The organism is Salaquimonas pukyongi (assembly GCF_001953055.1).
GTDB classification, from domain to species: domain Bacteria; phylum Pseudomonadota; class Alphaproteobacteria; order Rhizobiales; family Rhizobiaceae; genus Salaquimonas; species Salaquimonas pukyongi.
In genome coordinates this window covers 2,733,893-2,757,674 of record NZ_CP019044.1, presented here as the reverse complement: position 1 = coordinate 2,757,674, position 23,782 = coordinate 2,733,893, and the positions used below count along the sequence as shown (strand labels likewise).

Sequence of the window (23,782 nt, the reverse complement as noted above, 5' to 3'; positions counted from 1 at the left end):
TTGGCAAGGCGGCAGCGCCGGAGCGCTGTAAAACACTCCGGTGCTAAATTCAGGCGCGTTTTACCAGCCGGATGATGAGCAGCAAGATGACGGCGCCGATGGTGGCGTGGATAATCGCGCCGACGATCCCCGCACCGATGGAAACGCCAAGCTGTGGCAGTATCACTCCCGCCAGAAATGCCCCGACAATGCCAATGACAATATTGCCGATCAGGCCGAAACCGAATCCCTTGACCAGTATGCCGGCGAGCCAGCCGGCAACCGCGCCAATCAGAATGAAGATGATAAGGCTTTCAAGTGTCATGGGTTTTCCCTCCAAATCGCATAGGCCCCGACTATACTGTAACACAGCGCCAATGCCATACTACCGTAGCCGGGCTCTGCCACGGCAACCGGGATGGTCCAAACGGTTTTCAGTATCTGAAGTGCAGTTACCGGGTTCGGTTGGCACCGTCGCGGGCAACGGTCAGGGAATCGTCGAGCTGATAGGCACGGCGGAATGCCTTTCTGGCCTGCGCCTTGTCGCCTTTCATCTCAAGGGCGAGCCCCTGGGTCACCCATGCCTCCGCGTAGTTTTCCTTGATCCGCAAAGCCCGGTTGGCATCTTCCAGGGCGTTGAAGGAATCGTTGATGGCAAGATAGGAGACGCCGCGCGAATTGTAGGGCTCGGGCGCTGAAGCATCCAGGCTGATTGCGGTGGTGAAATCCTCGATTGCGCGTTGATGCTGGCCGTCGGCCTGGTAGATCAGGCCACGCGAGTGATAGGCGCGCGGATTGGTGGAGCCGAGCTGGATGGCGCGCTCATAGTCGCGCAGCGCCTGTCGCGGGTTGCCGGTGGTGCGGTAGACATTGCCACGGCCGATATAGGCGATGTCGTATTGCGGATTGATTTTCAGTGCCCTGGAATAGTCCTCGATTGCTGCCCGCGAATCGCCGGTCTGGCGGTAGACCAGTGCCCGGTTGGCATAGGCCTGATAGAAGCGTGTGTTAAGTTCGATGGCGCGGGAGAAATCGGCAAGAGCTTCGCGGTAACGGCCCGCCCGGCCATAAGCAGTGCCGCGGACATTATAGGCCTCCGGCGAATTGGGATTACGATCGACGACCGCGGAAAGCGACGCGATGTTGGCCTCTGACCCCTGGGCGGGATCGATGTCGATGGCGTTGCCGATGCCGCTGGTGGTGCAGGCGGACAATGCCAGGCCACAGGCGAAAAAAAGCGCGATCGTCCGTGCACCCGCCACGGTACTGAGCCGGGCGCTGGAAGCAGTCACCTGTCCTTGAGAGGCAGCTTGTCTTTGGGGGCAGCGTGCATGCCATGTGCCGTTTTGTTGATCGGTTGCCAGTAAACCGTCTTATTGGTTGCCGTCACGGCAAGAAAAAGGCGAAACGGGTTTTTCACCGTTTCGCCCATGGATTGTGCCCGAAATTCCACAGCTTGTCTCCGCCGTTTGCGGAGAGGCGCCGGAAATCCCCCTTCCGGCCTGGCGGGAGAAACGCCTTAGCGGCGGCCTGGAATCAGACCTTCGCGCTGAGCTTTCTTGCGGGCCAGCTTGCGAGCGCGGCGGATCGCCTCAGCCTTTTCGCGGGCGCGCTTTTCCGACGGTTTTTCGTAGAAATTGCGCAGCTTCATTTCGCGAAATACGCCTTCACGCTGCAGTTTCTTCTTCAGCGCACGCAGCGCCTGGTCCACATTGTTGTCACGAACGAGTACTTGCACGTTGTCTCCGTTTCATTATCGTCCTGTCGCCGTGCCCTCCAGTGGGCTGTCTGGCGGCCTTGATTGCCTGGCATTTAATCGGGGATTTGTGAACGTCAATCGCAAGTCCAGCCTGTGGAACAAGCGGTATCAGGCGCAATCCCGATGCAGATTAGTGCAGGTTGTTGCTGCGGATGTTCACCCTGTTGCGAGTATTCGATGAGATAAAAAACACCGCTCCCGTAACGGCAGCCGTCACCAGATGACCAGCCAATACCAAACAAGCCCTGATTTGTCTAGGGTTCAGACCCTTTATTCTGGCTTGAATGGCAGGAGCGGACTTGTGCGGATGCAAGGAGGGAATGCGCCGGAAACCTTCCGGTTTTCAAGCATCTACAACGCCATTGTCCGCGCCATTCAGGTCACAATAAGGAGTGCGAACCCTGGGTCGTGGATCGATAAACAGGATTGAAATGGTGTGAGAAAATTGTCTGCTCAACGGGAGCATGCATGCCGGGAGCGATCCCGATTGCAGGGGGTTGCGACGCCGGGGCCCGTGTTTTTCCATCAAATCCGTTTGCCGGAAATGATGCCCATGGTACGAATTTGGCGTCGAACCGGACGAAATGCCATGACGAAACGCCAATCGGGGGAAAATGCCGGTGCCCAAACCGGCCGGATGGAGGCCAGGCTGCGCCTCAGGCTGCTGTTTGACGGAGTGGCGTTGGCCCGGGCCGGCAGAAATCCGAACGCCAGACCCCACAAGGCGATGCTTGGGCCGGGAAAGGCCGATCTGCTGGAGTTAATTGGCGAAACCGGATCGATTGCTGCAGCCGGGCGCGCCATGGGCATGAGCTACAAGCGTGCATGGATGCTGGTTGAAACCATGAATGCGATTTTTGCAACGCCCCTGGTAACCAGCAGCCGCGGCGGATCAGCTGGGGGCGGTGCGGCGCTGACGGAGGCCGGTCGCGAGGTGCTTTCCCTGTTCCGGGCTCTGGAAGAAAAGACGCTGGAAGCCGGCGGCGCGGAAATCGAAGGGATCTGTGCCTTGCTGAAAGGGCAGCGTTGACAGCAGGTCTTGTGCTTGCGTGCGTATGTTTGAGCCTGGACGTCCCCCGGCCAGTAAGTTAGCCACTTGGTTATCGCCGAATTTTATCCAGCGATGAGACACCAAATCCAGCGATCAGACACCAAGGGCAGTTTGCTGGTTCCCTGCCTCAAGGGCGAGGATGACGGCGAAAAACATGACGTATGCTTCCTACTTCATCCTTTGCGCACCGAAAGCAAAGTTCTTCATGTTCATATCACAGGACAAGAGACGTAAAGGCGCGACAACTCCCCATTGCGTATCGGATATGTACTGGCGGAAATAACGCTTGCCTTGACGGGTAAATCCTTGCGATATTTCCATTCGTACACATCCCTACTTCACGCAAATTCCGGCAATTTATTCATGAAATCCGGCATTATTTCCCGTTTCAGGCTGTTTTCCCGGCGATATGCCCGGCTTCGCGGCTGGTTTGGCGGCACGCGGAGGGGCTTTCCTGCCGTTGCGGGAAGTGCGGTAGTGACCGGCCTTGTGTTTGTGGCCGCCTTTGGGGCAGTGTTGTCAGGCGGCTCGGCGGCGACGGAAAACCGGCCGATTGTGGTCTTTGCCGCTGCCAGCATGAAAAATGCCCTGGAAGAAATCACCGGTACATGGCAGGCGGAAAGCGGCCATGAGGCGGTCGTTTCCTTTGCCGGCAGCTCCCTGCTGGCCCGCCAGATTCTCCAGGGTGCACCGGCTGACCTCTATATCTCGGCCAATCCCCGGTGGATGGATGAAGCAGAACAGGCCGGCCGGCTGGTTGCAGGCACCAGACACGACCTTGTTTCCAACCGGCTTGTTTTGATTTCTACTGGAAAGAATGCGGGCAACTTCCAGCTTGATCAGGATTTCGACCTGGCAAGCCGGCTGGAAGGCGGAAAGCTTGCCATGGCGCTGACCGATGCGGTTCCCGCCGGGCAATATGCCAAGGCAGCGCTTGAAAAACTGGGCATATGGCAAAGCGTTGCGCCGCATGTGGTGGAGGCTGACAATGTTCGCGCAGCGCTTTACTTCGTGGCGGCAGGTGAAGCGCCTTTCGGCATTGTCTATGCCAGCGATGCCAATGCCGAGCCGCGCGTATCGGTTGCTGCGACCTTTCCAGTCAGCAGTCATCCACCAATCCGTTACCCCGTTGCCATGCTGAAGCAGGCTGACCGGGCGCGAGCCCTTTCCCTGCTTGATTACCTGACCGGCGAGAAAGCGGCTGGAGTTTTTCTAAAGCACGGGTTTTACCCTTTGCCCGGCAGGGATTCGTAAGTTCATGAGCGAATGGCTGGCACCCCAGGAATGGCAGGCGGTCGCGCTGTCGCTCAAGGTGGCTTTCTGGGCTGTCGTGATCAGCCTTCCCCCAGGTATCCTGATTGCCTATGCCCTGGCGCGATGGCAGTTCGCGGGACGGCAATTGCTCAACGGGCTGGTGCACCTGCCGCTGATCATGCCACCGGTGGTCACCGGCTATCTGCTGCTTCTGGCGTTTGGGCAGCAAGGGTTTCTCGGAAAATTTCTTGAAGAAAATTTCGGTTTGGTTCTGGCTTTCCGCTGGACGGGTGCGGTGCTGGCAGCGGCGGTCATGGCATTTCCGCTGATGGTTCGTGCCATCCGCCTTTCAATTGAGGCAGCGGACATGAAGCTGGAGCAGGCCGCCTCCACGCTGGGGGCACCGCCGGTTTCCGTTTTTCTGACAGTCACCCTGCCGCTGATCCTGCCGGGCATTCTGGCAGGCAGTGTCCTCGCCTTTGCCAAGGCGATGGGTGAATTCGGCGCAACCATCACCTTTGTTGCCAATATCCCCGGCCAAACCCAAACCCTTCCGTCGGCGATTTATGCCTTTTTGCAGGTGCCGGGCGGAGAGCGTTCCGCCATCCGGCTGGTGATAATCTCTATTGGGGTGGCCATGATGGCGTTGATAGCTTCGGAAGTGCTGGCACGCAGGCTGCAGGAAAGAAACGGCCTTGCCGTCAGGGGAACAGCCTGATGCTGGAAGTATCGATCAGCCATGCCTTTGCGGAGTTCAGTCTGGATTGCGGGTTTTCGGCGCCTGCCGGCGTTACGGCCCTGTTCGGGCGTTCCGGCTCGGGCAAGACGACGATCGTGCAGGCTGTTGCCGGACTTCTCAAGCCAGAACAGGCCAGGGTGGTGGTTGATGGCCGGGTGCTGGCGGACACCAAGAGCGGTGCGTTCCTGCCGCCCCACAAACGGCGTGTCGGCTATGTGTTTCAGGAAGGGCGGCTGTTTCCCCATCTTTCCGTGCAGCAAAACCTGGAATATGGTCGTCGGTTTTCCAATCAAAAGACCGGCAGTTCCGATTTCGATCAAATGGTTGCGCTGCTTGGCATCGAACCCTTGCTGTCCCGGCGTCCTGGCAGCCTTTCTGGCGGTGAGAAACAGCGGGTGGCGATTGGCCGGGCGCTGCTTTCCTCGCCGCAGCTTCTCGCCATGGACGAACCGCTGGCTGCGCTGGATGAGCCGCGCAAGCGGGAAATTCTGCCTTATCTTGAGCGCATCCGCGACGAAGCGGGCATCCCGATCCTTTATGTCAGCCACTCGCTTGGGGAGGTTGCGCGGCTCGCCACAACGCTGGTGGTGCTGGAAGCAGGCAAGGTGGTTGAAGCGGGGCCGGCCGCCCGTGTTCTTTCCGATCCGGCAATGGCTGCCCGGTTCGGGGCGCGGGAGGCGGGCGCTGTTCTGCGTGGCAGGGTAGGCCGCCATCACGAGGACGGGCTGTCGGAAATCACCATTGAAGGCGGAACGCTGTTCCTGCCGGCGGTCAATGCGGCGCCGGGGGCAGAAATCCGCGTTCGCATCGATGCCAAGGACGTGATGCTTGCCCGCGCACGGCCGCAGGAAATTTCCGCCCTCAACATCCTGAAATGCAAGGTGGTTTCGATCCAGGCGGGTCCCGGCCCCGGTGTCCTGGTGCAGCTTTCCATCGGCAATCAGAAGAACACAGGTCAAAACCTTCTGGCTCGGATTACCAAGCGTTCAGCGGCGATGCTGGACCTAAAGCCCGGAATGATCACCCATGCCATCGCCAAGTCGGTTTCGGTGGCGCCTCTGGATATCGGGACCGGCGCTGTTTGATGCCAGTTCAGCCGGCAGGGCCGGTCAGCCGCGTGACATGACCCATTTTGCGGCCCTTTCGGGTCTCCGCCTTGCCGTACAAATGCAGCATGCATTTTTCATCAGAAAGTAATTTCGGAACGCGGTCCATATCATCGCCGATGAGGTTTTCCATTACACAATCGGAATGGCGCAGGGGCCGGGCCAATGGCAAGCCGGCCACGGCCCGGACATGCTGTTCGAACTGGGAAACATCGCAGGCTGCTTCCGTCCAGTGGCCGGAATTGTGTACCCGGGGGGCAATTTCGTTGACCGCCAGCGTGCCGTCTTCTGCGACGAAGAACTCAATTCCCATTACCCCGGTATAGTCGAGGGCCGCAGTGATTTTCTCGGCGGCTTTGGTGGCTGCCATTGCGGTTTTGGGGGAAATGACAGCTGGAACGGTAGAAGTGCGCAGAATGCCCTGCCGATGGACATTTTCGGCCGGGTCATAACAAACGACCCGTGTGTTTCGGTCGCGCGCGGCAATGACAGAGATTTCACAGGAAAAGCCGACAAATCCCTCCAGAATGGCCGGTACTCCACCAATGGCCTGCCAGGCCTCCCCAAGGTCGGTGTCTTTGTTTATGCGCACCTGCCCCTTGCCATCATAGCCGAGGCGGCGTGTCTTCAGGATCGAGGGCGTGCCGATCGTCTCGACCGCCGCCTGCAGTGAAGGCAAATCCTCAACCGGCGCATAAGGCGCGGTGGCAATGCCAAGCTCGCGCAGAAAATTCTTCTCCGTCAGCCGGTCCTGGCTTTTTTCCAGTGCCAGGGAGGAAGGGAAAAGCAGGTTGTTTTCTTCCAGAAAGGATACGGCGGAAACCGGAATGTTCTCGAACTCGTAGGTGATTACGTCGCAGGCAGCGCTGAATTCCCTTAATGAGTCTTCATCGTCGTAGGCGGCAGCGATGTGCCGGGTTGCGGTCTGTGCTGCAGGGCAATCCGCTCCAGGTTCCAAAATGACGGTCTTAAGACCAAGGCGGGCTGCGGCCATTGCCAGCATGCGCCCCAGCTGGCCGCCGCCGATGATGCCGATGGTATCGCCTGGCTTCAGGGCGTCATCCTTTCTCACCGGCATTCGGGCTTATCCGTCGCTTGGGGTTTCTGCAACACCGGCAGTCTGGACGTCACGCCAGGTATCGAGGCGCTCTTTTATCGCAGTGTCGCTTACCGAGAGGATTGAGGCCGCCAGCAGGGCGGCGTTGACTGCGCCGGCGCGGCCGATTGCAAGCGTTCCCACAGGCACACCGGCCGGCATCTGGACGATGGAAAGCAGGCTGTCCTGCCCGGAAAGTGCCTTTGATTGCACCGGAACGCCCAGCACCGGCAGGGAAGTCATCGCAGCCACCATGCCGGGCAGGTGGGCTGCCCCGCCGGCACCGGCGATAATGGTCTTGTAGCCATTTTGGCGGGCGGATTTGGCAAAATCGTACAACCGGCCGGGGGTGCGATGGGCCGAGACGATTTTGGCATCAAAGCCGATATCGAGCGCCGTGAGCGTGTCGGCGGCATGTTTCATCGTTTCCCAGTCGGACTGGCTGCCCATAATGATGGCGACGGGGGATGTGGTGTCAGGCATGGTGCGTTCCTGCCGGTATTGGACTGTGTACCGTTAAAAACGTGCTGTAGCGTATGGGACAGCGGGAAGGAAGCCTGTGAGCTGAGAATTGGAAGAATCGCGTCAAGCTTGCTGCTTCACGCAATGATGTCGGGCGTGACGCGTACCCGCAGGCTGGCAATCTCGTCTTTGAGGGCGAGTTTTTTCTTCTTCAGCCGCTGAATGCACAACAGATCACCACCTACCCGCGTGAGGGCATCGACAGCCTTGCCGAGGTCGGCGTGTTCGAGTTCCAACTCGGCCAGCTGCATGCGCAGGTTGATGTTGTCTTCTTCGCTCATTGCCGCATCGTCTGTACCCGGTGGGAACTGGACCGGATACCGGTTCCATCCTGGGTGCAGATTGTAGTGCTTGCACGGGCCAAAAGGAAGCGGTGTGTATTCCTGTTCTGCCAAACACCGGGCGCCGGGGAGGAGAATGCGCAGGCAGCCTGCGCGCAAGTCAGGTGGCCCATGCCCTGACTGTCTTCATATTCTGTTAGTTTTGTTCACAACTTAACGCTGCGCAGTACCTGGAGGTTGGACAAACCACCAAATCTGTGGTCAAATTTTTTGCCCCGAAACTCCACTCACAGGAAAGGGAGACTGCACATGCCTCTTGATACCCATATCGAACAGCTCAAACAGAAACACGTAGAGCTCGAGACGCGGTTGGAAGAGGCGATGCGGCACCCAAGCAGCCGGGATGACGAAATTGCCGAAATCAAGCGGCAAAAATTGTTGCTGAAAGACAAGATCAACAAGCTCAACAGTTGACCGGCTTCAGCCGCACCGGCATCAGAAAACAAAGTGCAGGGGTTTGCCTTCCACCGCGGCAGGCATACTTTGTCATATTGGCCGTCATGAATGTCGCGGCAGCTCAGAATGCTGTCGGCCCGTTGAAAGCAGCAGACGGCTTGCCAAGCCGGTGGTTGTAAGGCATGCACGCCGGAAAACCGTATGCCGGAAACCGAAATGAACCGCTGCCGGATCGTTCTTGCCATTCCCCCAACGAGGCCGCGCCCGGCCAACTGGCCGATGCCCTTGCTGGCGGCGATGTTGCCAGCGTCATTGCGTTGAAGGGCGAAATGGATGCATCGCGCTATCAGGCACATCTTGAGGCACTGGTTGGTGCGTGCAGCGGGCATGATGCGGCCATACTTTCCGTTGATGATAGCCAGGCGATGGGCCGCGCAGGTGCCGACGGCATGCTGGTTGGCGGTGATGCAAAGTCGCTAAAGGAAACGGTTGCCCGGTTTTCGCCAAAAAGAATCATAGGCTACGGCCCGATCAAGAGCCGCCATCAGGCCATGGAGGCAGCCGAGGCCGAACCCGATTTCCTGTTTGTGGGCAGGCTGGAAGGCGATATCCGGCCTGAGCCGCATCCCAAGAATCTGGGTCTGGGCGAATGGTGTGCCAACGTCATGCAGTTGCCGGTTCTGGTTATGGCGGGTTCGGCGCCGGAAAGCGCGCTCGACGTGGCGGCAACGGGAGCCGATTTTGCCGTGCTCGGATTGGCCGTGTTTGCGCACACCGGCGGCGCGGCGGAAGCGGTAAAGCGCATCAATGCTGTACTGGATGAACATGCTCCGCGTTTTGAAGATGAAGATTAATCCGTTCGCCTGTGCCGCGATCCTGGCGCTGTTTGCTGCGTCTGCCAGTCCTGTGTGTGCCCAGCAAACTGAACCGCAACCGGAATCGGCCGGTGCGGAAAGTGATGCTGTAGAGTCGGCTGAAGGGGGAATTCCCGCCTCAGCTTCGGCGGCTGAGGCCGATCTTGCCTTTGGCGCGTTTCAGCGCGGCTATTATCTGACCGCATTCGAACTGGCCCTGCCGCGTGCGCAGCTTGGTGATCCCAAGGCGCAGACACTGATTGCCGAGCTCTATGACCGCGGTCTCGGTGTTCCCCAGGATCCCAAGGAGGCAGCGGCCTGGTATAAAATCGCCGCTGCCAATGGCGACCGCGATGCCCGGTTCGGCTATGCGGTCAAACTGCTGGAGGGAAAGCATGTTGCCGCCGACCGGGAGGAGGCCAGGCGCCTGATGAAGCTTGCCGCCGATGATGGTCATGCAACGGCCGCCTTCAACTATGCCCAGCTGATCCTGGACCAGCAGCCGACCACAAGCGGCGCCCGTGAAGCGCTGCCTTATCTGAAACAGGCTGCCAATGCCCGGGTTTCCGATTCCTATTATGTCCTCTCGCAAATCTATCAGACCGGCAAGCTGAAAGGCTATGCGGAAGAGGACAAGGCGCTGGAATGGATGCTAAAGGCAGCCAAGGCCGGCATCGATACGGCTCAGGTGGAACTCGGCATATGGCTCGTCAACGGCTATAACGGCGTCAAGGATGACAAGGCAGGCTTTGGCTGGATGAAACGGGCCGCCCTTGGCGGAAACATCATCGCCCGCAACCGTCTGGCCAAGATGTATGCCCAGGGTGTGGGCACAGATGCCGATCCCGTGGAGGCGGCGAAATGGCACATTCTGGCCAAGCGTGCCGGACTGGCGGACGCCTGGCTCGACGATTTCATCAATACGATCGACCGCAAGGTGCTGGCCAAGGGGCTTGAAGCGGCCAACCGCTGGCCGAGCGGGTAACTCAAAGGCGGCCTACTTCTTCCAGCCTGTCCTTTTCCCGGTTTGTCTGCCACATTCACGATCTGGCTCGGAGAATGGAAGAGGCGTTCAATGCAGGTCGTGGTTACCGGTGCCACCGGCCATCTTGGTGCCAATACCGTTCGCGAATTACTGGCGAACGGCATGGATGTGCGGGCACTGCACCACCCAGCGTCAAAGACAACGGCGCTTGATGGTCTGGCCGTACAACGCATCGCAGCCGACATTCTTGAGCCGCAGGCGTTGCGGGATGCCTTTCGGGGCGCCGATGCTGTGGTGCATCTGGCAGGCCTGATCTCCATTGGCGGCGACCTGGACGGCATGGTGATGCGGACCAATGTTCAAGGGGCCAGAAACGTGGCGGAGGCGTGCCTGGCTGCCGGCGTGCGCAAGCTTGTTCATCTCAGTTCAATCCATGCCTTCAGGCCCTCGCCGGAGCTTGCGGTGCTCGATGAATCCTCGCCCAGGGCCAATAGGTCATCTTCTGCTTACGACCGCTCGAAGGCCGCTGGTGAGGATGCCGTGCGCGCAGTGGCGGAAGCCGGGCTTGATCTGGTTATCCTCAACCCTACCGGCTTTATCGGCCCGCACGACTACGACAGGTCGCTTGCCGGCCGCATGCTGTGCAGGCTTTTTAGCGGAGATCTGCCGCTGGTGGTCGATGGCGGGTTTGACTGGATCGACACGCGCGACGTGGCGGGCGCCATCGGATCAGCACTGCAGGCAGAATGTTGCGGGCAGTTTCTACTCTGCGGCCACTGGGTCAGGGTAGCAGAACTGGCACGATTGTGCGGGGAGATATCCGGCAGGAAGACAAAGCGCCTGGCCGTCCCCTGGCAGATCGCCTGTCTTGGTCTTCCGTTTGAGGCGGCAAAGCCGCTGCTGGGTGCAGGGCCGCCCAGTTACACGTATCAATCGCTTGCAATCCTGCGCGACAGCCGTGCCAATTGCGATTGCGGCAAGGCGCGGCGGGAATTGGGTTTTACCGCCCGGCCCTTGCCGGAAACGCTGCAGGATGCCCATGCATGGTACCGGGCGCACATGGCCGAATTTGGGGCAGGGGGGAGTATCGTTGAGCAGTATACCGGGCGAAGTAGCCGAAGGGGCGCCGGGACCGAGGGGAATGGGCGTTCTTCGCGCTTTTCGCGCCATGGGCCGCACCGATCCCCTGAGTTTCTGGCGGGAGATGCATGCCCAGTATGGCGATGTGATTTCGCTGAAACTCGGTCCGCTTAACATCTGGTTTTTTGCTTCACCCGAAGCAATCTACGAGATTTTCGTCACCCAGAACCGTGTGATGCGCAAGGGGATCGGTTATTCCGGACTGCGCAAGCTGCTGGGCAACGGGCTGATCACCAATGACCGGGAAAACTGGGGCGAGCAGCGCCAAAGACTCAATCCGGTCTTTTCGCCCGGCGCCATCAACACCTATGCCGGTTCGGTGCATGATGCCTGCGAGGCGGGCATGGCGGAATTACGGGAGTTGGCGGCAAGCGCCAAGCCCGCCGATCTTGGCCATGCCATGACGCGGCTTACCATGCGGATCATCTCGCTGGCAGCTTTCGGTATCGACCTGACACGCGGCCATGACGAAATCGTCGATGCATTCGAATATGCTTTCGCCTTTGTCGCCGACATCACCGCCGATCCGGTCCGGCCACCGCTTTTCGTTCCCACCGCAGAAAACCGCAAATTCAAGCATGCGCTCTCTGTGATCGACGGATTTCTGGACGAACTCATCGACCAGTCTAAATCGCAATCAAAGGCCGGCGGCATGAGCGGTAGTATTTTCTCCGCGCTTGAAGGGGTGGATCGGAACCTGCTTAGGGACGAGATCATCACGCTCTATTTTGCCGGGTTTGAAACCACGGCGCGCACGATGACCTTCTTGATGCACCTGTTGCCGCAATATCCAGAAACGTTAAACGCCTTGCGGAAAGAAGCTGCAACGTTGGTGCGACCGGGTGTTGCGGACAGCGTCCCGAAAATGCTGCCGGTCGCAACCGAGGTGGTGAACGAAGCGCTCAGGCTCTATCCGCCGGTGGCGATGATGGCCCGGCAGTCCAATGCCGATTGCACCATCGACGGCTACCGAGTGAAGGCAAACAGCCTGATCATCGTTTGCCCGTTTCTTGCCCAGCGCAATGAAATCTGGTGGCCACAGGCAGACGCATTTGCGCCATCGCCACAGCAGCCGCTTTCAGAGCGGCTGTTGCATCGCGGTGCCTTTGCGCCCTTTGGGGCAGGCGCGCGCATGTGTCTCGGCAAGCATTTCGCCATGGTGGAAATGGCGCTGGCAACGGCCATGATTGTGCGGGACTTTACCTGGCAACTGAAAGATGCCTCACCGCTGGTACTGGATTTTCATGGCACGCTGCGTCCTGCGCGCCCGGTCTTCGGGCAGCTTTCGCTGATCTAGCATCAGAGCACCCGGCGGCAATCAATGCCCTGTTGCTTCAGGAACTGGGTGAAGGCGTCCATGTTGGCGTGGATTTTGGGGTCTGCATGGAAGTTGAGGCTGAAGCCGCCGAGATAAGGAACGAAGACGCAGGAATTTGCGCCGGGGGTGTAGGAGCCGCAGAAAATGGAGCGGCGGAACAGTTTGCGAAACCAGCCGCCGGTCAGGTGGGGCGGCAAAAGCGACAGCACGAAGTCATAGGGCACATAGGTAAAAAACCTGCCGCGGTAGAGGAAGGGAAATAACCGGTGGAGAACCCGGTGTACGCCGAGAATCGAATTGTAGAAGGCCTGGCTGTAGATTTCCGTTGTGTCTTCCTTGCCCAGAACCTGATCGATGGCTTTAAGATGTGCCTCGAAACTTTCAGCAGACGGTATGCGGCCAACCTGCATGCGCAGGTTCAGCGCTGCGTCTTCCAGTGTTGTCTTGGAGTCCGGCAAGGTTGAATAGCTGATCAGCTGCGCCTTTTTTGTTGTCTGATGGGGCAGGGATTTTTCAAAGTGCAGGCCGTAAAGCGGCAGCGAAAACAGCACACTGCGCTGGCGCACGCCGTGGCGCTTTGCCAGTTGCTTGATGCTTTTGCGGCTGATGTCGATGATGGCCCAATTGCCGTGGGAGACATCCCGGCGGTCGAACCAGGATGCAATGAGATGGAGCGGTGCCAGGATCAGGCCGGCAAGGGTGATCATCGCAGTTTTCAGAAGCCCCAATCTGGCCGGACTGCGTTCGGCATGGTGGACGGTGTTGCGCATGCGCATGATCCGTGCGCTTTCCGAACCTTCCATCAGCGCGTGTGAGGAACAGCAGACATAGAGCGAGCGAGCGCTGTCTTTGCGCGCCCGCCGCAAACGAAACCCGTAGGCGCGGAAGTTCGGCCGGTCCGAATCGGTATAGATTTCCTTGTGGTTTTCGATCGCCCAGGCAAGCGCCTGATGAAGATCGCCGACTTCTTCATGATGACAGATCGCTTCAGGTTTTACCGGAACCGGCAAATGCCGGTCGCCACGACCGTTTGCCCGATAGTTGAGTTGGGGAGCAAGCGTCATGAACCAGCCGGCGATTTCATGCAGGTTGCGTTCGCTTAGCACATCGTCGCTTTCTGCGGCGAGGTAGACGGTGTTTTCTGCGTGATGGAGGTACCATTGCAGATGGCTGAAGGGTTGCTCATGAAGTGCGTCTGGCCGTTCCGGCGTATCGTGCGAAACGCTGTGTGCATCCATTGCCTCATCCCCTGCCGCCGCTTTGGGCAGCATCGTTGACCGGATTAGGATCGATTGCAATGCGGCCAATGCGGTATGCCTTTCGCGAATCCGGGAAGTTCCTGCCGGATCACAACCGGTTTTCGAGTGCTGCCACGAGCGTGCCGCCACTTGCCTTTCGGTTCCTTTTATGGTCTTGCAGGCCGCAATCTGGCACAGGCGGCGCTTCTGCCTGCACCGGTGCAGGCATCAGGGCGCCAGACATCCATTGGCGCGGCCTTGCTCTCTATCCAATCCGTTACGGTGACCCATGAAAATCAACGGCAACCAGATCAAACCCGGCAATGTGCTGGAACATAACGGCCAGCTCTGGGCGGTGGTGAAGACCGACCACGTAAAACCCGGCAAGGGCGGGGCCTTCGCCCAGGTGGAGATGAAAAACCTGCTCAATGGCAGCAAGCTCAACGAACGCTTCCGAGCCACCGAATCGGTGGAGAAGGTGCGGCTGGAACAAAAGGATTTCCAGTATCTCTACGAGCAGGGCGACATGCTGGTTTTCATGGACAATGAAAGCTATGAACAGCTTGAGTTGGCCAAGGATTTCGTTGGCGACCGGGCGGCGTTTTTGCAGGACGGCATGATGGTGACGGTTGAGATGTATGAGGAGAAGCCCATCGGCATTTCCCTGCCTGATCAGGTCGTGCTGGAAGTCATCGAGACCGAACCGGTGGTCAAGGGGCAGACGGTTTCATCTTCCTACAAGCCGTCGACTCTGGAAAACGGCGTGCGCTGCATGGTGCCGCCCTTTGTTTCGGCTGGCGAGAAAATCGTCGTCGACACCAGCGAAATCGCTTATCTGCGCCGTGCCGACTGACACGCCGCTGCAACCTTTCTGAAAGCGTATCATGGCCCGTTCTGCCCTTCTCAATGTGATGGTCAACGCCGCCCACAAGGCGGGGCGCCGGCTGGCACGCGACTTTGGCGAAGTGCAGAACCTGCAGGTTTCGGTCAAGGGGCCGGGAGACTTCGTTTCCTCTGCCGACCGGATGGCGGAAAAGATCATCCATGAGGAGCTTTCCAGGGCACGGCCCGACACCGGCTTCCTGATGGAAGAGCGCGGCGAGATAAAGGGCAAGGACCCGCAGAACCGCTGGATTGTCGATCCGCTCGACGGCACAACCAATTTTCTGCACGGCATTCCGCTCTTTGCGATCTCGATTGCGCTGGAACGCGAGGGGCAGATTGTTGCTGCCGTCGTCTACAATCCCGCCATGGACGAGTTGTTTACTGCCGAAAAGGGGCGCGGCGCGTTCATGAACGACCGGCGTATCCGCGTTGCCGCACGCCGCGAGATGACCGATTGCGTGTTTGTGACGGGCATTCCCCATATTGGCCGCCCGGCCCATGACGCTTTTTTGGAGCAGCAGCGCCGGGTGATGCGAAATTCGGCTGGCGTGCGCCGGTTTGGTGCGGCGGCAATCGATCTGTGCTGGGTTGCAGCCGGCCGGTTTGACGGGTTCTGGGAGACTGGCCTTTCGCCCTGGGACATGGCAGCGGGAATCCTGATGGTGCGCGAGGCCGGCGGCTATGTCACCGATCTAGCCGGCGGCCAGGACATGTTCGGCACCACGACCATCATAGCCGGCAACGAAATCATCCTCGAAAAACTGCTTAAGACAGTGGATGGCGAGTAGAGAGCCGGATTGCCGCCTCTTGCCGTCCTTTCGCCCATGGCGTAATCGGTTGCCGGTATTGCCAATTGCCGGTTGTTTGCGTTCATGCCTCTTGAAGCCTTCGCCCATGCGGTTCCCTCGGTTCAACACACTGCCGCCGATATCGCCCGGTGGACAGGCGCCGATCAGCAATTCATCGAGAACAAGATCGGGCTGAAAACCCGTTACGTGCTGGGGGAGGGAGAAACCGGGGTAAGCCTTTCCAAACAGGCGTGCGAAACGCTGTTTGCCGCACATCCGGATTTAAAGAACAAGATTTCGCTGGTGATAAACATCACCCAGACGCCGGACCACCGCCTGCCGCAGAATTCGGCAGCGCTGGTTCATGAACTGGGCCTTCCGGTCTCAACGGCCAGTTTCGACATATCACTTGGTTGCTCGGGATATGTTTATGGCGCAGTGGTGGCGCAAAGCTTTCTTGCAGCAAGCGGCGGCGGCGATGGATTGCTGGTGACCTGCGATCCCTATTCGCGCATCATCGAACCCCACGACAAGGATACCAATTGCGTTTTCGGCGATGCGGCTGCCGTTACCTGGATTAGGGCGGGAGAGAGCCGTTGCAGGATTCTGGCCACCGACTTCGGTACCGATGGCGAAAAGGGCGATGCGATCATCGTGCCTTCGGGCGGGGCGGCAAGGCCGCTGATGGACAATGAAGGCGAACTGACCGCGCAGACAAAGGACGATGTTCGGCTGCACATGAAGGGGCGGCCAGTGTTCAATTTCGTCAACAGCGAAATCCCCCTGTCGATCAACCGCTGCCTTGAAAAGGCCGGCATGGGCATTGGCGATGTGGACTGGTTCGCCCTGCACCAGGGTTCGATCTACATGCTGGATGCCATGGCGAGACGGGTCGGTGTTCCGCGCGAGAAAGTGCTGAAAAACATGGAGCGCTTCGGCAATACGGTTTCTTCGACCATTCCGCTGCTGCTTGAGGAACTCGACGAAAGGGGCGCGCTTGCCGGCAGCACGGTTCTGCTTTCGGGCTTCGGCGTCGGGCTTTCCTGGTCGACGGCAGTGGTGCAGTTTTCCTGACAAGCTGGAAGAATATCCGGCAATTTGCGGTTTCCCTTTCACAATGCTGCGCTATAGTTTGCCGAGTGGTGATCTGCCCGATGCGGCAGGAGGAGGAGCAAGGTGGCGCGCGCGTTTGATCCCTACCGGTTTACAAGTCCGGGACTGTTTTTGTTGTCGATGGTCGTTTTCCTGATCATTGCAGGTTTCATCATCGCCATTCTTTATAGCCAGATTTCAACGGCCTTCATGGCCAATCCGGGCCTTAACGGATTGATCGTGCTTGTTCTGGTTTTCGGCATATTGCTCACCATCGGACAGGTGGTGCGGTTGATGCCGGAAGTCTCCTGGGCAAATTCGTTCCGGCAGGGAGACGAGTTTTCGGGAAAGCGCGATCCGGTTCTGCTGGCGCCGATGAAGGCGCTGCTCGGCAATGCGGCAGCCAACATGTCGCTAAACACCGCTTCGCTTCGCTCCATTCTCGATTCGATCGGCAACCGGCTGGATGACCTGCGTGACATCACCCGTTACCTGATTGGCCTGCTGGTGTTTTTGGGACTGCTTGGCACGTTCTGGGGCCTGCTGCAGACGATAGGCTCCATTGGCGATACGATCCGTTCGCTTGACCCGGGCTCGGGCGACACCAATGATATTCTGGAAGCGCTCAAGAGCGGGTTGTCTGCACCGCTTGATGGCATGGGCACGGCGTTTTCCTCTTCCCTGTTCGGGCTTGGCGGATCGCTTATTCTCGGGTTTCTCGACCTGCAGGCGGGCCGGGCGCAAACGCGGTTCTATACCGAGCTGGAGAACTGGCTGTCCTCGATCACCGACATGACGGCAGATTTCGGCAGCCTTTCGGGGGCCAGTGGCGAGGAATTGAGGGAGCATCTGGATTCGCTCACCAAAAACCTGCAATCGGGGGGCGGTGAAAGCAGCGGGCGGGCGACGGCGGCCATGGCCAGCCTTGCCGAAAGCATTCAGGGCCTGGTGCAGCACATGCGTGCCGATCAGCAGGCCATGCGCCAGCAACAGACGGAATTGCAGGAAACGCTGAACAAGCTCAACAAGTTTTTCGACAAGGCGTCGAAGAGCTGACCGGTTCAAGATCATTCCTGGCGGAGCGATAGATGGCATTGGCAAGAAACAGGCGCGGAGACCGGCAGATCGATTACTGGCCCGGTTTCGTTGATGCGCTGTCGACATTGCTGCTTGCCATCATCTTTCTGCTGTCGGTTTTTGTGCTGGCGCAATTCCTTTTGAGCCAGGAAATCTCGGGCAAGGACGCGGTACTCAACCGGCTCAACCAGCAAATCAACCAGTTGACGGAACTGCTGGCGCTCGAACGCGGCTCGCGGCAGGATCTGGAGGACAATCTGGCCAATCTGCAGGCGTCCCTTTCCGAGACAGAGGCAGAGCGCTCCCGCCTGGAAGAACTGATGGCGTCGGGGGCAGGTGACAATGAACAGGCGGAGGCACGCATTGGCGAACTCTCCCAGCAGCTTGATGAACAACAGCAGCTTTCACAGCGCGCCCAGTCCCAGGTGGAATTGCTGAACCAGCAGATTTCCGCGCTGCGGCGGCAGATTGCCGTGCTGGAGGATGCGCTTGATGCTTCCGAAACGCGCGACCGGGAAAGCCAGACCAAGATTGCCGATCTTGGCAAGCGGCTTAACGTTGCTCTGGCACAGCGGGTGCAGGAGTTGAACCGCTACCGGTCCGATTTCTTCGGCCGGCTTCGCGAAATCCTCTCCGACCGGCAGGATATCCGCATTGTCGGCGACCGGTTCGTCTTCCAGTCCGAGGTGTTGTTCGGTCAGGGGCTTGCTGAGCTCAACGAGGGCGGCAAGGAGGAAATGCTCAAGGTGGCCGAGGCGCTGATCCAGATCGGCAACGAGATTCCCGACGATATCGCCTGGGTGTTGCGCGTTGACGGGCACACCGATGATGTGCCGCTCTCGGGCACCGGGCGCTATGTGGACAATTGGGAACTATCCCAGGCGCGGGCACTTTCGGTGGTCAAGTTCTTCATTGAACAGGGCATTCCCGCTGACAAGCTGGTAGCGGCAGGCTTTGGCGAGTTTCAACCACTTGAAGAAGCCGATACGGATGAGGCGCGCGCCAAGAACCGGCGCATCGAGTTGAAGCTGACCGAGCGGTAATACCGGGCCGCTTTGAAGGAGGATGGATGACCGGCAAGGCCGAATGCATCATTGTGGGGGCGGGGCTTGCCGGTCTGGTGGCAGCCTGCGAATTGGCAGCCCGGGGAAAATCGGTGCTGATCGCCGATCAGGAAGGCGAGCAGAATCTGGGTGGCCAGGCATTTTGGTCGCTCGGCGGGTTGTTCATGGTGGATACGCCCGAGCAGCGCCGCATGCGCATCCGCGACAGCCGGGACCTTGCTCTTGCCGACTGGATGGGGTCGGCAGGCTTCGACCGCAAGGAGGACTACTGGCCGAAAAGAAGCGCTGAAGCCTATATCGATTTTGCAAGCGGGGAGATGCGCTCCTGGCTTTCATCCTTCGGCATGTCGTGGTTTCCCGTCGTTGGCTGGGCCGAGCGCGGCGGGGCGCTTGCTACCGGCCACGGCAATTCGGTGCCGCGCTTTCACATCACCTGGGGCACCGGGCCGGGCGTGCTGAAACCCTTCATTGACCGGGCGCGGGAATTTGAAAAACAGGGACTCATCCGCTTTGCCTTCCGCCATCAGGTGTCAAAAATCGAGAAGGCCGCCGGCAATATTGCCGGCGTCAGCGGGAAAGTTCTGGAGGCAACCAGCGTTGCGCGCGGACAAGAATCCTCGCGCAAGGTGGTTGGCGAATTCCGCTTTGATGCAGATTGCGTCATTGTGACCTCCGGCGGCATTGGCGGCAATTTCGAGCTGGTGCGGAAGAACTGGCCGGTGAAGCGCGTGGGGCCGGCGCCGAAGAATCTCATTTCGGGCGTGCCGCGCCATGTGGACGGAAGGATGATCGCCATTGCGAAAAGGGCAGGTGCGGCGATCATCAACGAAGACCGCATGTGGCATTATACCGAAGGGGTACAAAACTGGGATCCGATCTGGCCAGATCACGCGATCCGTATTCTGCCTGGCCCGTCCTCGCTGTGGTTCGATGCCCAGGGCAACCGCTTTCCCGCGCCCTGTCTGCCCGGTTTCGACACACTTGAGACGCTGCGCCAGATTCTGGCAACGGGGCATGACTATTCCTGGTTCATCCTCAATCAGGCGATCATCGAAAAGGAATTTGCGCTTTCAGGCTCCGAGCAGAACCCCGATTTTACTTCGGGCAGCTGGAAGGTGCTGCTGAAATCGCGCCTCGGCAAGGGCGCGCCGCCGCCGGTGGAGGCCTTCAAGCAGCATGGCGCCGATTTTGTGGTGCGCGACACTCTGGATGACCTCGTTACGGGCATGAACGAGCTGGTCGACGTGAAGTTGGATACTGCGAAGCTGCAGGCCCAGATCGAGGCGCGCGATGCCCAGATCGACAATCCCTTCACCAAGGATGCGCAGGTGATGGCGATCAGAACGGCGCGGAACTATCTTGGCGACAAGCTGATCCGCACGGCAAAGCCGCACAAGATTCTTGATCCTTCAAAAGGACCGCTGATTGCCGTCAAGCTGCACATCATGACGCGCAAGACGCTGGGCGGCATTCACACCAATCTGGATGGCGAGGTGCTCGACGCGAAAGGCAATACCGTCAGCGGGCTGTTCTCGGCAGGCGAATGCGCGGGCTTTGGCGGCGGTGGCTATCACGGCTACAACGCGCTGGAGGGCACGTTTCTGGGCGGCTGCATTTTCTCAGGCCGCAATGCGGGAAGGAATGCGGGGTAGGGTGTTTGATGTTTCAAAGTCCAGGAGCTGAGTTCGCGAAGTGGTACAAATGGTCGACCAGTCTCCGCTGCTCGGCGTACCTTCAAAACGAGTATGCGACCGAATGACAGGTATTTAATCAAACATCTCACAAAGATCGGCTCCATCCATGCACACAATGCGCCGGGTTGATTCAAATGCCTTGAATGCATCTTCAGAGAATCCCGAACAGGATACAAAAGCCCCCGCTTCCATTCAGTCTTGTTTCCCCGCCGGCCGTTCGATGCCAACCGCGGGCTGGCGAGGTGGGAAGCCCGAGGACAAGAAGGCAGGAAACCCCTCACTCTGCCGCCTCTCTCCCCGCCGGCCGCTCCATGTCGAATTGCAGGCTGGCGAGGTGGGCGTAGAGGCCGTTTTTCTTCTTCGACAGGCTGGCATGGGTGCCGGTTTCGACGATCTTGCCGTGGTCCATGACAATGATGCGGTCGGCCTTCTTGATGGTGGCGAGGCGATGGGCGATGACGATGGTGGTGCGCCCCTGCATCAGCCGCTCCATGGCGTCCTGCACCAGGCGTTCGCTTTCCGCATCGAGCGCGCTGGTTGCCTCATCGAGCAACAGGACGGGCGCATCCTTTAAAATGGCGCGTGCAATGGCGATGCGCTGACGTTGGCCGCCTGACAGGGTGACACCACGCTCGCCGAGCTGGGTGTCGTAGCCCTCCGGCATTGCGGTGATAAAATCATGGGCGTTGGCAGCTTCTGCCGCCGCGATGACATCTTCGCGGCTGGCGTCCTCGCGGGCAAGCGCGATGTTTTCATGGGCAGTGGCGGCGAAGATCACTGTGTCCTGGGGCACGATGGCAATCTTGCTGCGCAAGGCTTCGGGATCGAGATCCCCAAGGGCGATGCCGTCCAGCGTGATGTTGCCGGAAACGGGATCATAATAGCGCAGCAGCAGGGCGGTCAGTGTCGACTTGCCGGCGCCCGAAGGCCCGACCACGGCAAGGGTTTCTCCCGCCTTGATTGCGAGGTTTGCATCGCGCAATGCCGGTTCGCCGGGCCGTGCAGGATAGGCGAAGGATACCTGATCGAAGACGATCTCGCCCTTGACCGGTTCGGGCAGGGCTTTCGGGTTTTTTGGTGCCTTGATGTCCGGCTCCTCGTTGAGCAGTTCGGTGATGCGTTCGGCAGCACCGGCAGCCTGGGAAAGTTCGCCCCACACTTCCGACAATGCGCCCAGCGAACCGGCCGCAAAGATCGCATAGAGCAGGAACTGGGACAGCAGGCCCGGCGTCATGGTGCCGCTCAACACGTCGCGGGCGCCGATCCACAAAACCGCGATGACACTGGAAAAAATCAGAAAGATCGCAAAAGCCGTCAGCAATGCCCGCATGGCGATGGCCTTGCGGGCGGCATCAAAGGCGTTTTCAACCGCAGTTGAAAACCGGCGGGCGACCGAATTGGCGGTGGCGAAGGCCTGCAGGATGCGGATTGCACCGATCGCCTCGGATGCATAGGCGGTGGCATCGGCCAGCGTGTCCTGCGCCTTGCGTGAGCGCCGCCTGACCGCGCGGCCGAAGGCGATGATGGGAAAGACGATCAGCGGAATGGCGCCGATGACGAACAGCGAAAGGCGGGGCGAGGTGTAGACCATGGCGCCAAGGGCACCGATACCCAGCAGGATGTTTCGCAGCGCCATGGAGGCGGTGGCGCCCACTGCCGACTTGATCTGGGTCGTATCGGCGGTCAGGCGCGAGACAATCTCGCCGGAGCGTGCCTTGTCATAGAAGGAGGGCGACAGCGTTGCCACGTGTGAAAAGACGTCCTTTCGAACATCGGAGATCACCCGCTCGCCAAGCCAGATGACGAAGTAATAGCGGCAGGCGCTGGCAAAGGCGAGCAGGGCAGCGACCGCCACCAGGGCGGAAAAGTAGTTGCCGATAAAGCTGGTATTGTTGCCGATGAAGCCCTGGTCGATCATGTTGCGCACCGCAACCGGCAGGGTCAGCGTGGTGCCGGCAGCAAGCAGCAGAAAGCAGATTGCGGCAACAAGCTGGGGTTTGTAGCGCGCCAGATAGGGCCAAAGCCGGGCGAGCGGGCGCAAATTGCGCTGCCTGCGGTTTTCGCCAGTCAAATTGTCGTTGCCGTTTGCCAAAGCCGACTCCGTTTGCGCCTTTCCCATCCCGCATTCCCGGGTAAGAGGCAAGAGCGAATGACGCCAAAAACGCACCCGGTTATGGCTGAGTGCAATATGGCTGGTCAGAACCGGGATGGGGATGTTGCGGGACTTGTTTGCCCATAAAATCTGGTGTATGGGAGCGCCCAGCAAACTTGGGAATTGCCGTGGAACGCTTTCCGCGGCATTTTCGTTGAATTTCCAGCCGATGCGCTTTTGACAAGGAAATCTGCCAGCAGACAGGCTGGCGATGCCGGAAAACAAAACGCGGGTGCGAGAGGACGCAAGCGATGAAAAAAGATACCCACCCCGATTACCACACCATCAAGGTCGTGATGACCGATGGTACCGAATACGAAACCCGTTCGACCTGGGGTTCGGAAGGCGATACGCTGAACCTGGATATTGATCCGAATTCCCATCCGGCATGGACCGGCGGCAACCAGAACCTGGTTGATCGCGGCGGCCGTGTTTCGCGGTTCAAGAAAAAGTACGAAGGCCTCGGCATCTAAAGCCGAAGCATCCGAACGTTTACTGGAAACCCGGCTCTAAGCCGGGTTTTTTTGTTTTGCGATTGCCGGTTTTGGCAGGGAAGGTTCTGCCGAGATCGCCCGAACGAAATCTGGGACCGGTCAGTTCAGCTTCATGCCCAGTGCCGTTGAGAGCAGGTCAAGCTGCTGACGGACTGGGTTTTCGTCCGCTGGACGGTCCTTAGACTGGGCATAGACTTCAGCATCGATGGAGGTAATGCGGTTCTGCAGGGTCAGCGAGCGGGTTACCAGTTCGACAAATTCGCGTGGCAGCACATCCCAGTCGGCGTTCACCGTGCTGACAGGCAGGGTCTCCAGCTTCACCTTCTGCTTTTCCTCGTGGAACTGCTCGGGCGTCATTTCGCCTTCCTTCGCTGCACGCTGCAGCAACAACCAGGAGGCAAGCTGCATCAGCCGGGTTGTAAGGCGCATGGATTCGGTGCCGTAAAGGACGATTGCCGCCTTGGGCAGGGACTTGGCCGACCGGCGGCCGGGCCCGTCAAGATAGCTTGCGCTTTCCTCGACCAGCGTCATGCCGTCGGCGAAGAGCTGATTGAACTTCTCCGAAAAAGCGAAGCGTTCTGCCAGATTGACCGTATTGTCCGGTTGGCGGTTGCCGTGATTGTTCATGAGATTCCTTGCCCTGCTGCGCGCCCTGTTTAACCTTGACACAGTCGGGCGTAAAGGGCGCACGCCCGTTATAGGCGGCATCTCGTCAAAACAGCGTTAAGGGGAAAGCCCTTGGCGTAAAAAAAAGAGCC

Annotated in this window: 27 protein-coding genes; 16 read left to right on the top strand and 11 right to left on the bottom strand. The window is 59.2% G+C overall.

What is annotated here, in order from left to right:
- Positions 1-49: 49 nt before the first annotated feature.
- The 4 genes from BVL55_RS13225 to rpsU all read right to left on the bottom strand — a co-directional run bounded on the left by BVL55_RS13225 (position 50) and on the right by rpsU (position 1,717).
- On the bottom strand, positions 50-304 hold the full coding sequence (locus BVL55_RS13225) for a GlsB/YeaQ/YmgE family stress response membrane protein (protein WP_075997295.1): 255 nt from the start codon (positions 302-304) through the stop codon (positions 50-52).
- Positions 305-431: 127 nt separating this feature from the next.
- Positions 432-1,241: a tetratricopeptide repeat protein gene (locus BVL55_RS13220; protein WP_156892552.1), complete on the bottom strand. Its 810-nt coding sequence runs from the start codon at positions 1,239-1,241 to the stop codon at positions 432-434.
- 26 nt (positions 1,242-1,267) lie between these two features.
- Complete coding sequence (locus BVL55_RS16630; RefSeq protein WP_156892551.1) at positions 1,268-1,411, bottom strand: hypothetical protein; 144 nt, start codon at positions 1,409-1,411, stop codon at positions 1,268-1,270.
- An 87-nt stretch (positions 1,412-1,498) separates the two neighbouring features.
- On the bottom strand, positions 1,499-1,717 hold the full coding sequence (gene rpsU, locus BVL55_RS13215; protein ID WP_075997293.1) for a 30S ribosomal protein S21: 219 nt from the start codon (positions 1,715-1,717) through the stop codon (positions 1,499-1,501).
- Between the two features lie 610 nt (positions 1,718-2,327).
- On the opposite strand from rpsU, the gene BVL55_RS13210 reads away from it, so the two are divergent.
- From BVL55_RS13210 to modC, 4 genes are all read left to right on the top strand, one after another.
- Positions 2,328-2,768: a winged helix-turn-helix domain-containing protein gene (locus tag BVL55_RS13210; protein WP_244530510.1), complete on the top strand. Its 441-nt coding sequence runs from the start codon at positions 2,328-2,330 to the stop codon at positions 2,766-2,768.
- 384 nt (positions 2,769-3,152) lie between these two features.
- Positions 3,153-4,043, top strand: coding sequence for a molybdate ABC transporter substrate-binding protein (gene modA, locus BVL55_RS13205; protein WP_083649538.1), 891 nt, complete (start codon positions 3,153-3,155; stop codon positions 4,041-4,043).
- Between the two features lie 4 nt (positions 4,044-4,047).
- Positions 4,048-4,761, top strand: a complete 714-nt coding sequence (modB, locus tag BVL55_RS13200) for a molybdate ABC transporter permease subunit (RefSeq protein ID WP_075997292.1) — start codon at positions 4,048-4,050, stop codon at positions 4,759-4,761.
- The gene (gene modC, locus BVL55_RS13195) at positions 4,758-5,867 is read left to right on the top strand and encodes a molybdenum ABC transporter ATP-binding protein (RefSeq protein ID WP_428977286.1); all 1,110 of its coding nucleotides are present in this window, start codon (positions 4,758-4,760) and stop codon (positions 5,865-5,867) included. The genes modB and modC overlap by 4 nt, the downstream gene beginning before the upstream one ends.
- 7 nt (positions 5,868-5,874) lie before the next feature.
- On the opposite strand, the gene BVL55_RS13190 is transcribed toward modC, so the two are convergent.
- The 3 genes from BVL55_RS13190 to BVL55_RS13180 all read right to left on the bottom strand — a co-directional run bounded on the left by BVL55_RS13190 (position 5,875) and on the right by BVL55_RS13180 (position 7,787).
- Positions 5,875-6,966 carry a 5-(carboxyamino)imidazole ribonucleotide synthase gene (locus BVL55_RS13190; protein WP_075997290.1) on the bottom strand — a complete coding sequence of 364 codons (1,092 nt, stop codon included), beginning with the start codon at positions 6,964-6,966 and terminating at the stop codon, positions 5,875-5,877.
- A gap of 6 nt (positions 6,967-6,972) precedes the next feature.
- Positions 6,973-7,467, bottom strand: coding sequence for a 5-(carboxyamino)imidazole ribonucleotide mutase (purE, locus tag BVL55_RS13185; RefSeq protein WP_075997289.1), 495 nt, complete (start codon positions 7,465-7,467; stop codon positions 6,973-6,975).
- 116 nt (positions 7,468-7,583) lie between these two features.
- Positions 7,584-7,787: a YdcH family protein gene (locus BVL55_RS13180; protein ID WP_075997288.1), complete on the bottom strand. Its 204-nt coding sequence runs from the start codon at positions 7,785-7,787 to the stop codon at positions 7,584-7,586.
- Between the two features lie 309 nt (positions 7,788-8,096).
- Between BVL55_RS13180 and BVL55_RS13175 the strand changes: the two genes are divergently transcribed.
- The 5 genes from BVL55_RS13175 (at position 8,097) to BVL55_RS13155 (ending at position 12,519) form a co-directional block, all read left to right on the top strand.
- The gene (locus BVL55_RS13175; RefSeq protein WP_075997287.1) at positions 8,097-8,261 is read left to right on the top strand and encodes a YdcH family protein; all 165 of its coding nucleotides are present in this window, start codon (positions 8,097-8,099) and stop codon (positions 8,259-8,261) included.
- A 164-nt stretch (positions 8,262-8,425) separates the two neighbouring features.
- Positions 8,426-9,097 carry a thiamine phosphate synthase gene (locus tag BVL55_RS13170; protein WP_244530509.1) on the top strand — a complete coding sequence of 224 codons (672 nt, stop codon included), beginning with the start codon at positions 8,426-8,428 and terminating at the stop codon, positions 9,095-9,097.
- Positions 9,063-10,082: a tetratricopeptide repeat protein gene (locus BVL55_RS13165; RefSeq protein ID WP_205410800.1), complete on the top strand. Its 1,020-nt coding sequence runs from the start codon at positions 9,063-9,065 to the stop codon at positions 10,080-10,082. Before BVL55_RS13170 ends, BVL55_RS13165 begins: the two co-directional genes overlap by 35 nt.
- Positions 10,083-10,172: 90 nt before the next feature.
- Positions 10,173-11,336 (top strand): NAD-dependent epimerase/dehydratase family protein, encoded by a 1,164-nt coding sequence (locus tag BVL55_RS17115; protein WP_075997286.1) that lies wholly within the window; start codon positions 10,173-10,175, stop codon positions 11,334-11,336.
- Positions 11,224-12,519 carry a cytochrome P450 gene (locus BVL55_RS13155; RefSeq protein ID WP_342098063.1) on the top strand — a complete coding sequence of 432 codons (1,296 nt, stop codon included), beginning with the start codon at positions 11,224-11,226 and terminating at the stop codon, positions 12,517-12,519. The genes BVL55_RS17115 and BVL55_RS13155 overlap by 113 nt, the downstream gene beginning before the upstream one ends.
- A gap of 2 nt (positions 12,520-12,521) precedes the next feature.
- On the opposite strand, the gene BVL55_RS13150 is transcribed toward BVL55_RS13155, so the two are convergent.
- Positions 12,522-13,778: a hypothetical protein gene (locus tag BVL55_RS13150; protein ID WP_156892550.1), complete on the bottom strand. Its 1,257-nt coding sequence runs from the start codon at positions 13,776-13,778 to the stop codon at positions 12,522-12,524.
- A gap of 289 nt (positions 13,779-14,067) precedes the next feature.
- Between BVL55_RS13150 and efp the strand changes: the two genes are divergently transcribed.
- From efp to BVL55_RS13120, 6 genes are all read left to right on the top strand, one after another.
- A complete protein-coding gene (gene efp / locus BVL55_RS13145; RefSeq protein ID WP_075997283.1) occupies positions 14,068-14,631 on the top strand; it encodes an elongation factor P in 564 nt (187 codons plus the stop codon).
- Between the two features lie 31 nt (positions 14,632-14,662).
- Positions 14,663-15,451 (top strand): inositol monophosphatase family protein, encoded by a 789-nt coding sequence (locus BVL55_RS13140; RefSeq protein ID WP_075997282.1) that lies wholly within the window; start codon positions 14,663-14,665, stop codon positions 15,449-15,451.
- A gap of 84 nt (positions 15,452-15,535) precedes the next feature.
- The gene (locus BVL55_RS13135) at positions 15,536-16,525 is read left to right on the top strand and encodes a 3-oxoacyl-ACP synthase III family protein (RefSeq protein WP_156892549.1); all 990 of its coding nucleotides are present in this window, start codon (positions 15,536-15,538) and stop codon (positions 16,523-16,525) included.
- A 102-nt stretch (positions 16,526-16,627) separates the two neighbouring features.
- The gene (locus tag BVL55_RS13130) at positions 16,628-17,599 is read left to right on the top strand and encodes a flagellar motor protein MotA (protein ID WP_075997280.1); all 972 of its coding nucleotides are present in this window, start codon (positions 16,628-16,630) and stop codon (positions 17,597-17,599) included.
- A 32-nt stretch (positions 17,600-17,631) separates the two neighbouring features.
- Entirely contained in the window at positions 17,632-18,663 is a 1,032-nt protein-coding gene (locus BVL55_RS13125) for a peptidoglycan -binding protein (RefSeq protein ID WP_075997279.1), read from the top strand.
- Positions 18,664-18,689: 26 nt separating this feature from the next.
- Positions 18,690-20,336 (top strand): FAD-binding dehydrogenase, encoded by a 1,647-nt coding sequence (locus tag BVL55_RS13120; protein WP_075997278.1) that lies wholly within the window; start codon positions 18,690-18,692, stop codon positions 20,334-20,336.
- A 114-nt stretch (positions 20,337-20,450) separates the two neighbouring features.
- On the opposite strand, the gene BVL55_RS17330 is transcribed toward BVL55_RS13120, so the two are convergent.
- Together BVL55_RS17330 and BVL55_RS13115 are read right to left on the bottom strand one after the other, a co-directional pair.
- Positions 20,451-20,570, bottom strand: coding sequence for a restriction endonuclease (locus BVL55_RS17330; RefSeq protein WP_428977261.1), 120 nt, complete (start codon positions 20,568-20,570; stop codon positions 20,451-20,453).
- A gap of 85 nt (positions 20,571-20,655) precedes the next feature.
- Entirely contained in the window at positions 20,656-22,497 is a 1,842-nt protein-coding gene (locus BVL55_RS13115; RefSeq protein WP_075998154.1) for an ABC transporter transmembrane domain-containing protein, read from the bottom strand.
- Positions 22,498-22,781: 284 nt separating this feature from the next.
- Here BVL55_RS13115 and rpmE point away from each other — a divergent pair, with 284 nt between their 5' ends.
- Complete coding sequence (rpmE, locus tag BVL55_RS13110; RefSeq protein ID WP_075997277.1) at positions 22,782-23,003, top strand: 50S ribosomal protein L31; 222 nt, start codon at positions 22,782-22,784, stop codon at positions 23,001-23,003.
- Positions 23,004-23,123: 120 nt separating this feature from the next.
- Here the strand turns inward: rpmE and rcdA are convergent, their stop codons facing one another.
- Positions 23,124-23,651, bottom strand: coding sequence for a protease adaptor protein RcdA (gene rcdA, locus BVL55_RS13105; protein WP_075997276.1), 528 nt, complete (start codon positions 23,649-23,651; stop codon positions 23,124-23,126).
- Positions 23,652-23,782: the final 131 nt, after the last annotated feature.